Source organism: Azospirillum sp. A1-3 (genome assembly GCF_023806445.1).
GTDB lineage: Bacteria > Pseudomonadota > Alphaproteobacteria > Azospirillales > Azospirillaceae > Azospirillum.
In genome coordinates this window covers 561,345-575,993 of sequence record NZ_JAMSLU010000001.1, presented here as the reverse complement: position 1 = coordinate 575,993, position 14,649 = coordinate 561,345, and the positions used below count along the sequence as shown (strand labels likewise).

The window sequence follows — 14,649 nt, the reverse complement described above, 5'->3', positions numbered from 1 at the left end:
GTGGTGCAGGACCCACGCCCGACACACCATCCGACACGAGGAGGATCGATGAAGGTCGCTTTCTGCACCCAGGACATGCAGCACGTCGATGCGCATTTCGGCTGGGCCAAGAACATCGCCGTCTATCGGGTCGACCGCCAGGGCCATGCCTTTCTGGAGACCTTCCAGTTTGGCGGCTCGATGTTCGAGGACGGCAACGAGGACAAGCTGGTGCCCAAGCTGGAGGCGCTGGCCGAGGTCGCCATCCTCTACCTGTCGGCCATCGGTGCATCGGCCGCCGCCCGCGTGGTGGCGAAGAAAATCCATCCGGTGAAGGTCGAGGCAACCGAGACCATCCCGGCCCTGCTCGACAAGCTGGTCCAGACGCTGAACGGCAATCCGCCGCCCTGGCTGCGCAAGGCGATGGGCGAGACGCCGCAATTCCATTTCGACGAGGAGGAGGTCTGAGTATGGCTGCAGAGAGCGCTGAATTGGCAGACGTGTCCGTCGCCGACCAGTTCGTGAAGACGCTGGTCCTGCTGTTCCGTGCCGAGGACAGCTATGGCGCCTGGGAAGGCAAGCCGGACGAGGCTTTGCTCGCCCCCTTCATTCTGGACAAGGAGGCGCGTGCCGCCATCCCGATCATCAGCGATCCCGACCCGGACACGCTGTGGCGGCTGGAGCTGTTCTACAAGGCGGTCGGCGTCACGGTCGAAAAGCAGACCGGCATGATGGCCTCGCCGATGATGAAGATGAGCCACGAGGGCTTCGGTCGCATGATCCTGACCACCGGCCGGCTGGTGGTGGTGTCGAAGACTCTGCGCGACGTCCACCGCTTCGGCTTCCCCAGCCTGGAGAAGCTGGCCGCCGACGGCGCCAAGCTGGTCGAGGACGCCGTGGCGCTGATCCGGGAATACCCCGATGTCGCGAACCTCTGAGCCCCGGACTTTTGCCCCTTGGGAGCACGACCATGAACGACATCGACACCCTGAAGGACGAGATCAAGAAGCTGAACGCCCGCGCCACCCAGAAGAAGATGGATTTGCACGACCTGTCGGAAGAGCTTCCGCAGAATTGGCAGAGCATCCTGACGGTGGCGCAGGAAACCTATGACGCCTTCAAGACCCTGACGGAGAAGCGGGCGGCGCTGAAGGCGCTGGAGACGGCATAACCCCTCCATTTTTCAAGAAGAGCTTAGGCGCACCCTTTCCCGAGAGGAGCATTCCCATGGCTGAGTTCCTGACCGGCACTACCCGCGGTGGTCAGAGCTGGACCCCGAAATTCGTCCAATCCATCGACCGGACGCAGAGCATCGGCTGTGGCCGCTGCTTCAAGGTGTGCGGGCGCGGCGTGCTCGACATGATCGGCTTGACCGAGGACGGCGACATCGTCGACGCCTTCGACGACGAGGCCGAGAAGAAGATCATGACGGTCAAGGAAGCGGCCAATTGCATCGGCTGCGAAAGCTGCTCCAAGGTGTGCTCGAAGAGCTGTATCACCCATGCGCCGGTGGCGGCGTGAGTTTTCGCTGAGTGCCCCCTCCCTTCCCATGCTTCGCATGGGCCCCTTCCCTCCCCCGCCTACGGCGGTAGAGGGAGTTGATCGCAGAGCGGTTGCAGTCCCCTCTCCCGCGATAGCGGGGGAGGGTTAGGGAGGGGGCCTCACTTCTGCAAAGCCCCCACTCCCCTCAGTACGCATACTCCTTGAACACCGGATCGACGCTGCCGCCCCAGGGGCCGTTGAACTTCTCCAGAAGTTCGTCGGCCGGGCTGCGGCCGGTCTCCGCGATGACCTGCAGCGTGTCGAGGAAATGCGTCTCGTCGTCGCCCCAATTGTCGTTGCGGGCGCGGCGGGCCAGACCGTCGCGGGCGATCGCCAGCATCTCCAGCGCCACGTCACGCACCGTCCCATTGCGGAAGGTCGTGCGCAGGCCGGATCGCGGCACCTCGGCGCGCAGGTGCGCGCGTTCGGCGGTCGTCCAGTCCTTCACCAGATCCCACGCCGCATCCAGCGCGACCTGATCGTAGAGCAGCCCGACCCACAGGGCCGGCAGGGCGCACAGGCTGCGCCACGGGCCGCCATCGGCGCCGCGCATCTCCAGATACTTCTTCAGACGCGCTTCCGGGAAGGCCGTGGTGGTGTGGTCGGCCCAGTCGGTGATCAGCGGCAACTCACCCGGCAGCGCCGGCAGCTTGCCGTCGAGGAAATCGCGGAAGGACTGGCCGGCCGCGTCGATGTAGGTGCCGTCGCGGTAGACGAAGTACATCGGCGTGTCGAGCAGATAGTCGACATAGCGTTCGAAGCCGAAGCCGTCCTCGAACACGAAGGGGATGTCGCCGGTGCGGTCCGGGTCGGTGTCGGTCCAGATGTGGCTGCGGAAGCTCTGGAAGCCGTTCGGCTTGCCTTCCGTGAAGGGAGACATGGCGAACAGCGCGGTCGCGATCGGCTGGAGGGCCAGCGAGACGCGGAACTTCTTCACCATGTCGGCTTCGGACGCGAAGTCGAGGTTGACCTGCACGGTACAGGTCCGCGTCATCATGTCGAGGCCGAGCGAACCGACCTTCGGCATGTAGTCGCGCATGATCTTGTAACGGCCCTTGGGCATCCAGGGGATGTCGTCGCGCGTCCATTTCGGCTGGAAGCCCAGCCCCATCATGGCGATGCCCAGTTCGGCCCCGACCTCCTTCACCTGGCGCAGGTGGCGATGCACCTCGGCACAGGTCTGGTGCAGGGTCTCCAGCGGGGCGCCGGAAAGCTCGACCTGCCCGCCGGGCTCCAGCGTGATGTTGGCCATGTCCTGGACCAACGCGATGATGTTGCCCTTCTCCTCCACCGGCTGCCAGCCGAAGCGGGTCATGCGGGTCAGCAACTCGCGGATGCCATCCGGCCCGTCATAGGGCAGCGGCCGCAGGTCGGAGGTGCGGTAGGCGAATTTCTCGTGCTCGGTTCCGATGCGCCAGTCGGGCGCCGGCTTGCAGCCGGATTCGAGATAGGCCGCAAGCTGGCGGCGGTCGGTGATGGGTTCGCCGCGCGTGGTCGGGGGTGCGGACATGAAGTCTCTCGCGGGAAGTGGACGGAGGATCGGCCGGGTGATGGCCGGTTACGGGATCGGCGCGCGGAAAGGCGGACGCCGGTCGCTTCCCCCGGCAGTCCAGTCCCCGGCCAAGGACTGCCAGCAAGCCAGCGCCGCCACCACCGCCGTGTCGGCCCGCAGGATGCGCGGACCCAATCCCACCGGTACAACAAAGGGAAGTTTGACGAGTTCGTCAAGTTCCGACTGGTCGAAACCGCCCTCCGGCCCGATCAGCAGGGCTGCAGGTCCCGCAGGGGCGTCGCGCAGAACCTCGGCGATGGGGCGGGCGGAACCGGCCTCGGCACACAGATAGAGCCGGCGGTCGGCCGGCCAGCCGGCCAGCGCGCGGTCCAGCGGCAGAGCCTCCCCCATCTCCGGCACGCTCAGGCGCTCGCACTGTTCGGCCGCCTCGACCGCGTTGGCGCGCAGCCGGTCGATGTTGACGCGGTTGGGGTCGGTGCGGCGGGTGAAGACCGGCCAAAGCCGGGAAACCCCCATCTCGGTCGCCTTCTCGGCGACGAAATCGATGCGGCCCTTCTTCAGCGGGGCGAAGAGAAGCCAGAGGTCCGGGGTCGTATCCTGCTGCCGCCGCTGTTCCGCCACGGTCAGCGAGCACCAGCCCTTGCCGAAGCCGTCGATTACCGCCCGCCATTCGCCGTCGCGGCCGTTGAACACCGCGACGGAGTCGCCGCGGTCCAGCCGCAGGACATGACGCAGGAAATGGGCGCGCTCATGATCCAGCCCGACCGACTGGCTTTCGGCCAGCGGGCTGTCGACAAACAGGCGGGTCTTGATCGGGTCGGCCATGGTATTCGTCTCCGCGGGGCGGCGCCGACTATAGCCGGCCGCGGGCGTGCAAGTCAGCAGGTCAGAAGCCAGACATGCGGGTACGCGAGGCCGCTCAGGCTGCGGCTATCAGGGCGTCGATTTGGCGGCGCAGGTCGTTCGGCTGGACAGGCTTGTGCAGGATGCGGATCTGATCCGCCTTGGCCGCAGCCATCAGTTCGGCCCCGGTGTCGCCGGTCAGGATGATGGCGGGCACGGTGGCGCCGCAGGCCTCGCGCACCGCCCGCACGGCGGTGATGCCGGACCAGCCGTCGCGCAACCGATAATCGGACAGGATCACGTCCGGCGCCGGACAGCCGGGCAGCTTCGCCAGGACGGTTTCGACATCCTCCGCGGCAAGCACCTGATAGCCCCAGGTGTCCAGCATGATCTCCATCCCGGCCAAGATGATCGACTCGTCATCAATGACGACGGCGAAACGGTCCGGTTTCGTGCTCATGTCCATTTGAGATTGCAAGCCGCTGAGGTTTTGATAAAGAAACAGTATTGGCACGATTTTGGCGCGCGCAAGTCCTGGAACTGCAATTTTTCATAGCTTGAACCCGGCTGTTTGGTCGCATCGCTTCCGGACTTCACTCCGGTTCCAAGCGGTGCGCCGCACTTGCCGCACGGACGGCAGCCCGATACCTTCGCCATGATTGCTGTCCCGACATCTCCATAGCACAGCGGAAACACCGCCGTCATGCCCACTGCTTCCACCGGCCCGACTCTTCCCGACTCCGGTTTCACCGACATCCGTAGAGACGGCTGGGTCACCCGCCGGATTCCCGCCCGGCTGCGCCCTTATGTCACGCTGGCGCGTCTCGACCGCCCGATCGGGACATGGCTTCTGCTGTTCCCCTGCTGGTGGAGCGTGGCGCTGGCCATGCCGCAGCCCTTCCGGGACTGGCCGTCGCTGCTCTGGCTGATGGCGCTGTTCGCGATCGGCGCGGTGCTGATGCGCGGCGCCGGCTGCACCGTCAACGACATCCTGGACCGCAAGTTCGACGCGATGGTGGAGCGCACCCGCTCCCGCCCGATCCCGTCGGGGCAGGTGTCGGTGCGTCAGGCGCTGGCCTTCCTGGTGACCCAGCTTCTGGTGTCGCTGCTGATTCTGGTGCAGTTGGGAACGACCGCCATCGGTCTGGGCGTGCTGTCGCTGCTGCTGGTCTTCACCTATCCGCTGATGAAGCGGATCACATGGTGGCCGCAGGCCTTTCTTGGGCTGACCTTCAACTGGGGCGCGCTGATGGGCTGGGCGGCGGTGCAGAACGATGTCGGCTGGCCGGCGCTGGCGCTCTATGTGACGGGCATCGCCTGGACGCTGGGCTATGACACCATCTACGCCCATCAGGATAAGGAGGACGACGCCCGCATCGGCGTGAAGTCCACCGCGCTGCGCCTGGGCGACCAGAGCAAGATCTGGATCTACGGCTTCTACACTCTGACCTATGTCGGCATCGGCATCGCCGGTCGTCTGGCCGGGTTGGGCGGGCTGTTCCTGCCGGTGCTGTCGCTGGCCGCCCTGCAACTGGCCTGGCAGGTCGCGACATGGCGGCCGGACGATCAGGGCGACTGCCTGGACAAGTTCAAGTCCAACCGCTGGTTCGGCTGGCTGGTGCTGGCGGCGATCCTGGCGGGGAAGATTTAAGGGAGGGGTGGGGGCATCGAAGCCTGCACTCCCGCACAAACAAAAAGGGCGGAGCCAAGCCCCGCCCTTCCTGAAAACTCGAACAGACCCGGATCAGCGCCCATTGGTCTCGGCCAGCTGGGCGACGGAGTTGCCGGAGCCGGGCTTGCGGCCGGGGGCGACGGTGCGGCGGCTGCCGGGGGAGGATAGCTCGGCGACCGTGACCGGGGCGGCATGCGCGCTGGCCGGCTTGCGCGACGGCAGCACGGCGACGTCCATGCGCTGCGGCTTCTGCGGCGTGTGCGAGGCGACGGCCGTGGTCGGCAGGCTCTGCGGCTTGCGGCCGGGAACCGAGACGCTGAGATTCTTCTGCGGCTGCAGCGACGCTTCCAGCATGCGCGGGCCGGTGGCCTTGCTGCGGCCACGCGGGCTGCTGGCGAAGCCCTGATCCATGCCGCGGTCGCCGGCATCCAGCATCCGGCCACTGCGCGGCGCCTCTTCGCCTTCCGGCATGATGAAGCCATAGGCGGCATAGACGCGCAGGCCGAGCTGGTCGGTCGGCTCGTGCCAGACGCGGACGGACGACCAGTCGTTGTTGCGCGACACGTCAACCACCCGCATGCCGCGGCGCAGCCCGTCACCATCCAGCCAGCTGTGGTCGACCTCGATGGTGCGGCGGTCGATCACCGCGCTGACCAGCGAGACGTGGCCGCGGCGCATGTGGCCGGTGCGCTTGAAGACGAGGACGGAGCCGACGGCGGGGCGGTGTTCGCGGTCATATTGACCGGCGGCATGGTCCCACCAGGTCCAGGCGTCGCCGCGAATGGTGAAATCGGAGATGGAACGGACCGTGCGCACGCAATCGCCGTCTTGTGCGGCAGCCGTCGACACGGTAAGGGGGCTGAGCGCGATCAAAGCCGCAAACGAAAGGCCGATGGCGGTTCCCCTCTGCCGCATGACTCCCCCAATCCCTCTGTTTTCCCCTTGGCAGAACGGGTAACACGGGTTTGCAGCTGTGTCTACACCGTTTGAATTATGTAACATTCAAAAGCCATCGACCGCCCTCCCCCCAACAGCGGAGTCCCTTGGGAATCCTCGTATGAACAATGCATCCCCGCCAGATTTCGTCCGCGACAACACGGCGCTGACGACCACCCCGCTGCTGCCGGAAATCCAGCTTCATCTTGCCACCGAGGTCACGCCACTCTGGCAGGCGACCGAGGAGACCTTGGCCGCCACGAATTTGCCACCGCCATACTGGGCTTTCGCTTGGCCGGGCGGACAAGCTGTGGCACGGCTGTTGCTCGATCGGCCGGAGCTGGTGGCCGGCAAGTCCGTGCTCGATTTTGCCGCAGGGACCGGGCTGGTCGGCATCGCCGCGATGAAGGCCGGAGCGGCGCGGGTCCAGTCCTGCGACATCGACCGCTTCTCGCTCGCCGCCATCGCGCTGAACGCCGAGGCCAACGGGGTGGAGGTCAAGCCGGTCAGTGCCGATCTGGTCGGCCGCCCCCTGCCGGGCATCGACGTGGTGCTGGCCGGCGACGTCTGTTACGAGAAGCCGATGGCGGAGCGGGTGACGGCATGGCTGCGCGAGGTCGCCGCCACCGGCACGCTGGTGCTGCTGGGCGACCCCGGCCGCGCCTATGCCCCCGCCGGCGGGATCGAGAAGGTGGCGACCTACACCGTCCCGACCTCGCTGGAGCTGGAGGACCGGGAGGCGCGCGAAACGACGATCTGGCGCCTGCTTCCTAACGATTGAGGCGGGACACGGCCAGCCGCAGGTCGGCCAGGAAGGCCGGCTGTTCCACCAGCTGGCCGCGCAGCAGGTAGCTGGGGTGGAAGGTCGGCACCACCTCCACCCCGTCCAGCAGGCGGCAGGGCAGCACCTTGCCGCGCAATTGCAGGATGCCGTTCTCCCCGGTCAGCGCCCAGGTCGGAGTGCGGCCCAGCGCGACGATCACCGACGGGCGATACTCGGCCAGCGTGGCGCGCAGATGCTCGATCTCGCCGGCGAACTCGGCCAGCAGCCGGTCCGACGTGCCGAAGGCTCCCCAACTCTCGTCGATCTCCCGCCCCTCCTTGCGGGCGCGGGCGCGCGAGGAGAAGAAGTGACCGACCTTGTTGCCGGGCGGCTGGTAACGGAAAACGTTGGCGACGAGGCATTCCGCCCGCTCGATGCCGACGGCGGCCAGCGACTCGTCCAGCAGCTTGCCGCTGCGGCCGACGAAGGGGGTGCCCTGCCGCGCCTCCTCCGCCCCCGGCGCCTCGCCGACGATGGCGAGCCGCGGCCCGTCCACCGGCTTGGTCGGGTACTGGTAGTCGGCGAAGGGCATGTCGGTGCGCAGGTCAGTCATCGGATCGCTTCCCAAATTCCCGGCAATGGGTGCAGTCGAGGAGCCGGGCTTGCCGAAGCATCGACCCGACCCCAAGCTTGTAGGCGGAGAGGTTCTAGCCCAGACCGTCCAGCCTACCAACAAGGGAGAGATCGGGATGACACCGCAAGCACCGACGACGCAGGAACTGGCGGGCAAGACCTGCGAGCCCTGCCGCGGCGGGATACCGCCGATGGACCGGGCGATGGCCGCCTCCTATCTGGTGCAGGTGCCGGGCTGGGTCCTGAAGGAGGATCCCGACCGCATCGAACGCGACTTCAAATTTCCGGACTTCGCCCAGGCCCAGGCCTTCGCCGTTCAGGTCGGCAACCTCTGCGAAGCGGAAGGCCATCACGCCGAAATCCGCTACGGCTGGGGCCACTGCTCGGTCGCCTTCTGGACCCACAAGATCAGGGGGCTGCACGAGAACGACTTCGTGATGGCGGCGAAGGTCAATGGGCTGGCCGATGCGCCCTATGTGCCGGCATCGGTGGGGACTCCGCCGCCGCCTTATGTGCAGGGGGCGTGAGGGGGAAGCGTCTGTGCCCCCTCCCTTCCCACGCTTGGCAGCGTGGGCCCCTTCCCTCCCCCGCCTTCGGCGGTAGAGGGAGTGTAGCGCGGAGCGGCGGCAGTCCCCTCTCCCGCTGAAAGCGGGGGAGGGTTAGGGAGGGGGCAAAGTGCTGCCCCTACCCCCACAGTTCCGCGACCGGCGGCTGGACCACCGCGCCGTCATAGACCAGCCCCGGTTCGCGGTCGCGGGCCAGCAGCAGCGGGCCGTCCAGATCAACGTAACGCGCGCCCTGCCCCACCAGCATCGCCGGCGCCATGGCGAGCGAGGTCGCCACCATGCAGCCGACCATCACCTCGAAGCCCATGGCGTGGGCGGCGCGTGTCATCGCCAGCGCCTCGGTCAGGCCGCCGGTCTTGTCCAGCTTGACGTTCACCACCCGATAAAGCCCGCGCAGACGGTCAAGCGACTCCAGCCCATGGCAGGATTCATCGGCGCCGAGCGGCACCGGGCAATCGACTCCGCGCAACGCCTCGTCCTGGCCGGCAGGCAGCGGCTGTTCGATCATCTCCACACCCAGCCCGGCGAGAACCGGGGCGAACTGGTGGAGCTGGTCCAGCGTCCAACCCTCGTTGGCATCGACCACCAGCCGGGCGGACGGTGCGGCAGCGCGGACGGCGCGGACGCGGTCGAGGTCGCCTTCCCCCGTCAGCTTCATCTTCAGCAACGGATGGCGCGGCGCCCGGTCGCGGGCAGCGGCGGCCATCGCCTCGGGTTCGTCCACGCTCAGCGTGTAGCAGGTGACCAGCGGCCCCGGTGGTTCGGCCAGCCCGGCGAGCTTCCAGGCCGGCACGCCGCTGCGCTTGGCCTCCAGGTCCCACAGGGCGCAGTCCAGCGCGTTGCGGGCAGCCCCCGGCGGCATCTGCCGGGCCAGCGAGTCGCGGTCCAGACCGCCGGCCACCGCGTCGGCCATCGCCTCCAGCGCGGCGACGACCCCGTCGACGCTTTCGCCATAGCGGGCATAAGGCACGCATTCGCCACGGCCGCGGTGGGGGCCGTCGGTCACCTCCGCCACCACCACCGCGGCTTCGGTCTTGGCCCCGCGCGAGATGCGGAAGGCGCCGCGGATCGGGAAGGTTTCCCGACGGACGGTCAGTTGCTGGGCGGACATGATCGCGAACCCCGAAACGGAACAGGGCCGGGAGTGTATCCCGGCCCCGTCCCCGAAGGCGATACTCAAGTCGGCAGGATCACCGGTCCTGAATGATGACGCCGTACCAGCCAAGGCCCTTGTAGGTCTCGTAGCCGGGGGTCAGGGCATAGCCGACGATGCGGTTCTTGTCGTCGATGTAGTGGCCCATGGTAGAGGCACTGCGGCGCAGCGGCACCGTCTCGGTCAGCAGGCCGCGGCCGTCGGACGAGGCGATCACCCGGTGGCGGGCGTCGAGCAGCAGGCAGCGCGACTTCTCCCGCTCCCCGGCTTCCAGCCGCACGCCCTCGACCACCGCGGCGGCCTGGGGCTCCCAGTCGAAGAAGATGCCGAGCACGCCGATGGCGTCACCGTCCGCCTCGCCATCGCGGCGGATGGCGGTGGCATAGGTGGCGACGACGCGGTCGTCCAGGCTGCGGTTGCGGGCGACGTCGCCGACGGTGAACTCGCCGCCGTTGCGGGTGGCCAGCGCCTGCCGGAACCACGGCTCGTCCGACACGTTGGCGCCGCGCGCGCCGGGATAGCGGTCCGGCCGGCCGTTGGCGATGACGGTGCCGCTGCGGTCGGCGATCCACAGGTCGAGATAGACGGTGTAGGATTCCAGGATCACACCCAGCCGGCGCGAGGCATAGCGGCGCGCCTCCTCCGTCGGATCGGCGGCGCAATCGACCACCGCGCTGTCGGTGGCCCACCAGCGCACGTCGCAGGACCGCTCATACAGATTGCGGTCGATGATTTCGATCATGTTGAGCGACAGGTCGGCCAGCCGCTTGCCGTGCATCTCCTGCACCATGGCGCTGCCGGTGGTGGTCAGATGGTCGACGCGGGCGACGATCTCCGACCGCAGCTCCTTGGTGATGCTGTTGACCTGGGTCGAGATCTCCGACACCTCGTTGGCGACGACGGCGAAGCCGCGCCCGGCGTCGCCGGCCCGCGCCGCCTCGATCAGGGCGTTCATGGCCAACATCTTGGTGCGCCGGGTGATGTCCTCGATCAAGGACACCTTCTTCGAGGCAACATCCAGCACGCCCCGCGACAGCTCGAACAGATCGGTGCCCGCCATGCTCATCGTCTTGTCCCCCGTCATGACCGTCCCTGCATCCTCCAAATCAAAAGCCGTGCCAACGGTCGCCGGCGCCCCGTGACCGGCCCGCCCTGCCGGCTTCCGCGGCGCCTGGCCGAGGATGACAGGGAGCCATCCGGCATTTCGGGGGAGTTGTACGGTTAAGCTGCTGAAACAGCGGGCATACTGGCGCCGGGTTGCTCAACAGGTTGCGAACTTGCCATCTGCGCGGCATCCATGTTGCGGACACGTAACACGGATTCTCCGCAAATTCGTAATAAAAAATCTTATTTGAACGGCAACACGCCAGATCAATGCCGCATTGCAAAATCCCATGCATATGCTGTGCACATTCGCCGGGCAGTTGATGCGGAGCGCACCACTGCACCGCGGAAAATGCCCGGCGGAAAAGCGATCAGGCCACGCGGTGCATTTCGTCCAGGAAACGCTGGACCTCGCGGGTCAAGCGGTCGGCCTCGGCAGCCATGCGTTCGGACGCGGCGAACACCTCGTGCGCGGTGCCGCTGGTGCGGCCGGCGGCGTCGGTGACGTCGCGGATGTCGTCGGACACCGCACGGGTGCCGGCGGCGGCCTGTTCCATGTTGACGACGATCTCGCGCACGGCGGAGCCCTGCTGCTCGATCCCGGCGCTGATGCCGGAAGCGATCTGGTTGATCGACTGGATGGTGCGGCCGATGCCGACGATGGCGCCCACCGCCTCCTCGGTTGAAGATTGGATGCCGGCGATCTGGGCGGCGATGTCGCCGGTGGCCTTGGCGGTCTGATCGGCCAGCCGCTTCACCTCCTGCGCCACGACGGCGAACCCCTTCCCCGCCTCGCCGGCACGGGCCGCCTCGATGGTGGCGTTCAGCGCCAGAAGATTGGTCTGGCTGGCAATGTCGTTGATGAGGGTGATGACGTCGCCCACCGTCCGCGCCGCGCCGGACAGGTTGCCGACCAGCGCGTTGGAGCGCTCGGCCTCGCCCGCCGCGTTTTCCGCGACCTGGGCGACCTCGCCGATCTGGCGCGCGATCTCGGCGATGGAGGCGGACAGCTCCTCCGTCGCGGCGGCGACGCTGCCGACATTGCTGCCGGTCTGGGCGGCGGAGGCCGCGACCGACGACGCCTTGCCGGTGGCCTGTGTCGCGTCCGTCTCCATGGTGCGGGCGGAGACCTCCAGCTGGTGGGCGGTGTCGGCCACCTCGCTGCACACGCTCTGGATCTGGCCTTCGAAGCGCTGGGTCACGCCGGCGAAGCCCGCCACCTTCTGCGAGATGCTTTCCGTCGCCGCGTTGATGGTGCGGCTGGCGTGCAGGAAGCCGCCCTGCATGCCGCGCAAAACGATCCGGCGGAAATATTTATGTTCCGACACCGCGTGCATGGACGCGGTCGCCTCGCGCACGAAGGCGTCGGTGCGGTCGATGGCGTCGTTGGTGGCGTGCATCAGCTCGCCCAGCGCCCCGCCCTCGCGGATGCCGATCACCCGCGCCTCGAAATCGCCGGCAGAGACCGCACGGTTCACCCGGGTCAGCTGGTCCACCACCGCACAGGCGCGGCGCAGGAAATGCAGCGCCCCGCCGATCGCCGCCAGCCCGGCCACGGCCAGCCCCGCGCGCAGGGCGATGCCGCCGATCCCCAGAAGGTCGACCGTCAGCACCGCCGCCAGCGCCACCCCGCCCAGCATCGCCAAGCCGCCGGCCCGCGTCAGCGACGACGCCATGGGGGAGGACGCCTTGTGGGAGGACGACTTAGAGGGAGAAGACGAATTCGTCATACCCGATCCCCTTCTCCGCCAGCAGGGCGAGGACGGCGGCGAATCCCGCCTCCATCCCCTTCTTGCGGTCGGCATGGCTGTTCTCGATGTCCAGAAGCTGGCGGTAGAGCGGGATCACCTTGTCCAGCGCCGACCGTTCCGGCACCCGGCGGGAGGAGTGATAGCCGATCACCCGCCCTTCGGCGTCGAAGCTGGGCGTGACATGGGCGAAGACCCAGTAATGGTCGCCGTTGCGGGCGCGGTTCACCACATAGGCGAAGATTTCCTTCTCCGCCGCCAGCGTGTCCCACAGCAGCTTGAAGACGCAGCGCGGCATGTCGGGATGGCGGACGATGGAATGGGGGGCGCCCATCAGGTCGGCCTCCTCATAGCCGGCGACCTGCTGGAACACCCGATTCGCGTAGGTGATCCGCCCCTTCAGATCGGTCTTGGAAACGATGACTTCATCCGGGTCGAAGAAGCGTTCCACCCCCGTCAGGGGGACGTCGCGTCGTGCCATGTGCCTTCCGGTCTCCCGCTTCCCAGACCCGCCCAGACCCGTGCGGTCCCACCTGCGCTAAATCACGGCGAGAATCGGGCGGCAGGAACGGATTATTTCCGGATCGACATGCCACGCGATGCCCCGCACCGCGGGCGCCGTAACGAAAAGCATTTTAATGTGACGGAAGCTATCAGGAAAGACCCTACCCATTGCGGTGCCGAAATATTTGGGTGGCCATCATCCAGTCGGATGAAATCCGCCTACTCCGGCGGATAGGGAATGGTCAGCAGCCGGCCGGCCGGCGGATCGTCCACCGTGACCACCGTGCCGTCGGGCCAGCGCACCTCGACCTGCTCCACCTCATGCAGCGCGCCCAGCCCGAAATGCGCCACCGGCTCGCCCTGGCAGAGATAGCCGGACCCGGCGTTGACGATCCGGCGCTGCCGGCGTCCGCCCGCGATCAGGCTGACGACGGCGCCGCGCGCCGGCGCACCGTAGGGGGTCAGCGGCTGCACGCGCAGCCATCCATTGTGCGAGGCGGCCGGACGGTAGATGGACAGCGGCTGCGCCACGGCATCCGGTCCGTCATGGGCGGTGCCATGCGCCAGCACCAACTCCAGCCGGCCGTCGCCGTCGATGTCGGCCGCGACCGCGCCGGTGCCCAGCCCCTTCGGCTCCGCCGCGTCGCCCAACTCCAGCTCCTGCCACTGGTCGTTGCGCCAACCGAACAGGCGGTTGGGCTCGCCGTGGGCGTGGAAGAACAGCTCCTCATAGCCGTCATTGTCGAAATCGGCGGCGACAACGGTGAAGATGCGGCCGGGCATCGACAGATCGGCACCGGCCGATTCGATAAAGGCGCCGCCCATGCGCTGGTGGAACAGGCGCTGCGCACCGTCCCAGGTGCCGACCACCAGATCGAACAGCCCGTCGCCATCGACATCCAGCGCCGCGACCGCGCGTCCGGACGGGCGCGAATCGGCGATGCCGCGCTCCTCGGCGATCTCCTCGAAATTGCCGTCGCCCAGGTTGCGGAACAGCTGGTTTGGACCGCCGTCGTTGACCGTCACCACATCCATATGGTCGGAGACGATCGGCAGGGTGACGACGCCGCGCGCCGCCCCGATGGAGTCCAGACCGGCCTCCTCCGCCCCATCCTCCAGCCGGCCGCGCCGGGTCAGCTCATAGAGGCGCAGCGGCCCGCCGTCGGTCGCCACCAGGAAGCCGTAGCGGCCATGTCCCCAGCGATCGAGCGCCGCCACCGCGCCGGCGGCGGTGTGGTTGGCCGCCCCGGCATTCTCCGCCTGGGCGAACAGATCGAGCCAATGCTTGCCGAAACAGGCGAAGAGCCGGTCGGCCATGTCCTTGGCACCGGTGACGCGGTCGCAATTGACGACGTAAAGCTCCTCTCGCCCGTCGCCGTCGATGTCGGCGGCAGCCAGCCCCAGGGCGGGACTGGAGGGATCGGCGATCAGCGGGGTGGCGATATCGACCAGACGGCCGTCGACCCATTTCAGGACGAGGTTGGCGGTGCGGTAGCCGGCCACGACCAGCTCGAAGGCGCCGTCGCCGTCGATGTCCGTGACCGCAATCCCGTTCGACGGCCGCGGCGGGTTCTCGGCGAGCAGCGACGAGCAATCGAGGAACATATGCACCCTCTTGTCCCGTGGTCGGTCCGCCCTCGCCGCCCGCAACAGGCCTTTGGAGCCATTGGGCTTTCGAGCGGTGTATCCCTGT

18 protein-coding genes are annotated in these 14,649 nt (G+C 67.6%); 7 read left to right on the top strand and 11 right to left on the bottom strand.

Going from position 1 to position 14,649, the window contains the following annotated elements:
• Positions 1-48 precede the first annotated feature (48 nt).
• Genes nifX through fdxB form a run of 4 tightly spaced genes read left to right on the top strand, consistent with a single transcriptional unit; the run spans position 49 to position 1,500 of the window.
• Positions 49-447, top strand: coding sequence for a nitrogen fixation protein NifX (gene nifX / locus M5E06_RS02740; protein WP_252137067.1), 399 nt, complete (start codon positions 49-51; stop codon positions 445-447).
• Positions 448-449: 2 nt separating this feature from the next.
• The gene (locus M5E06_RS02735) at positions 450-917 is read left to right on the top strand and encodes a NifX-associated nitrogen fixation protein (RefSeq protein ID WP_252137066.1); all 468 of its coding nucleotides are present in this window, start codon (positions 450-452) and stop codon (positions 915-917) included.
• 32 nt (positions 918-949) lie between these two features.
• Positions 950-1,150, top strand: a complete 201-nt coding sequence (locus M5E06_RS02730; RefSeq protein WP_252137065.1) for a CCE_0567 family metalloprotein — start codon at positions 950-952, stop codon at positions 1,148-1,150.
• 56 nt (positions 1,151-1,206) lie between these two features.
• Positions 1,207-1,500, top strand: coding sequence for a ferredoxin III, nif-specific (fdxB, locus tag M5E06_RS02725; protein WP_252137064.1), 294 nt, complete (start codon positions 1,207-1,209; stop codon positions 1,498-1,500).
• Between the two features lie 166 nt (positions 1,501-1,666).
• Here fdxB and M5E06_RS02720 read toward each other — a convergent pair whose 3' ends face one another.
• From M5E06_RS02720 to M5E06_RS02705, 4 genes are all read right to left on the bottom strand, one after another.
• The gene (locus M5E06_RS02720; RefSeq protein ID WP_252137063.1) at positions 1,667-3,031 is read right to left on the bottom strand and encodes a glutamate--cysteine ligase; all 1,365 of its coding nucleotides are present in this window, start codon (positions 3,029-3,031) and stop codon (positions 1,667-1,669) included.
• A gap of 48 nt (positions 3,032-3,079) precedes the next feature.
• Positions 3,080-3,859 carry a 16S rRNA (uracil(1498)-N(3))-methyltransferase gene (locus tag M5E06_RS02715; RefSeq protein WP_252137062.1) on the bottom strand — a complete coding sequence of 260 codons (780 nt, stop codon included), beginning with the start codon at positions 3,857-3,859 and terminating at the stop codon, positions 3,080-3,082.
• A 94-nt stretch (positions 3,860-3,953) separates the two neighbouring features.
• Positions 3,954-4,337: a response regulator gene (locus M5E06_RS02710; protein ID WP_247870947.1), complete on the bottom strand. Its 384-nt coding sequence runs from the start codon at positions 4,335-4,337 to the stop codon at positions 3,954-3,956.
• The gene (locus M5E06_RS02705; protein WP_146203830.1) at positions 4,334-4,582 is read right to left on the bottom strand and encodes a hypothetical protein; all 249 of its coding nucleotides are present in this window, start codon (positions 4,580-4,582) and stop codon (positions 4,334-4,336) included. Before M5E06_RS02705 ends, M5E06_RS02710 begins: the two co-directional genes overlap by 4 nt.
• Here M5E06_RS02705 and ubiA point away from each other — a divergent pair.
• On the top strand, positions 4,581-5,528 hold the full coding sequence (gene ubiA / locus M5E06_RS02700; protein WP_252137061.1) for a 4-hydroxybenzoate octaprenyltransferase: 948 nt from the start codon (positions 4,581-4,583) through the stop codon (positions 5,526-5,528). The genes M5E06_RS02705 and ubiA overlap by 2 nt on opposite strands.
• A 93-nt stretch (positions 5,529-5,621) precedes the next feature.
• Here the strand turns inward: ubiA and M5E06_RS02695 are convergent, their stop codons facing one another.
• On the bottom strand, positions 5,622-6,464 hold the full coding sequence (locus tag M5E06_RS02695) for a CHAP domain-containing protein (protein ID WP_252137060.1): 843 nt from the start codon (positions 6,462-6,464) through the stop codon (positions 5,622-5,624).
• Positions 6,465-6,606: 142 nt separating this feature from the next.
• Here M5E06_RS02695 and M5E06_RS02690 point away from each other — a divergent pair, with 142 nt between their 5' ends.
• A complete protein-coding gene (locus M5E06_RS02690; protein ID WP_252137059.1) occupies positions 6,607-7,266 on the top strand; it encodes a class I SAM-dependent methyltransferase in 660 nt (219 codons plus the stop codon).
• Here the strand turns inward: M5E06_RS02690 and M5E06_RS02685 are convergent.
• Entirely contained in the window at positions 7,256-7,861 is a 606-nt protein-coding gene (locus tag M5E06_RS02685; protein WP_252137058.1) for a uracil-DNA glycosylase, read from the bottom strand. The genes M5E06_RS02690 and M5E06_RS02685 overlap by 11 nt on opposite strands.
• Before the next feature lie 136 nt (positions 7,862-7,997).
• On the opposite strand from M5E06_RS02685, the gene M5E06_RS02680 reads away from it, so the two are divergent.
• Positions 7,998-8,408, top strand: coding sequence for a 4a-hydroxytetrahydrobiopterin dehydratase (locus M5E06_RS02680; protein WP_109154059.1), 411 nt, complete (start codon positions 7,998-8,000; stop codon positions 8,406-8,408).
• A 157-nt stretch (positions 8,409-8,565) separates the two neighbouring features.
• Here the strand turns inward: M5E06_RS02680 and dgcA are convergent, their stop codons facing one another.
• The 5 genes from dgcA to M5E06_RS02655 all read right to left on the bottom strand — a co-directional run bounded on the left by dgcA (position 8,566) and on the right by M5E06_RS02655 (position 14,561).
• On the bottom strand, positions 8,566-9,558 hold the full coding sequence (gene dgcA, locus M5E06_RS02675) for an N-acetyl-D-Glu racemase DgcA (RefSeq protein WP_252137057.1): 993 nt from the start codon (positions 9,556-9,558) through the stop codon (positions 8,566-8,568).
• 79 nt (positions 9,559-9,637) lie between these two features.
• Complete coding sequence (locus tag M5E06_RS02670; RefSeq protein ID WP_252137056.1) at positions 9,638-10,684, bottom strand: methyl-accepting chemotaxis protein; 1,047 nt, start codon at positions 10,682-10,684, stop codon at positions 9,638-9,640.
• A 391-nt stretch (positions 10,685-11,075) separates the two neighbouring features.
• Positions 11,076-12,380: a methyl-accepting chemotaxis protein gene (locus tag M5E06_RS35440; protein ID WP_286208604.1), complete on the bottom strand. Its 1,305-nt coding sequence runs from the start codon at positions 12,378-12,380 to the stop codon at positions 11,076-11,078.
• A 28-nt stretch (positions 12,381-12,408) separates the two neighbouring features.
• Entirely contained in the window at positions 12,409-12,933 is a 525-nt protein-coding gene (locus M5E06_RS02660; protein ID WP_252137055.1) for a PAS domain-containing protein, read from the bottom strand.
• Between the two features lie 242 nt (positions 12,934-13,175).
• Positions 13,176-14,561 carry a CRTAC1 family protein gene (locus M5E06_RS02655; RefSeq protein ID WP_252137054.1) on the bottom strand — a complete coding sequence of 462 codons (1,386 nt, stop codon included), beginning with the start codon at positions 14,559-14,561 and terminating at the stop codon, positions 13,176-13,178.
• Positions 14,562-14,649 lie beyond the last annotated feature (88 nt).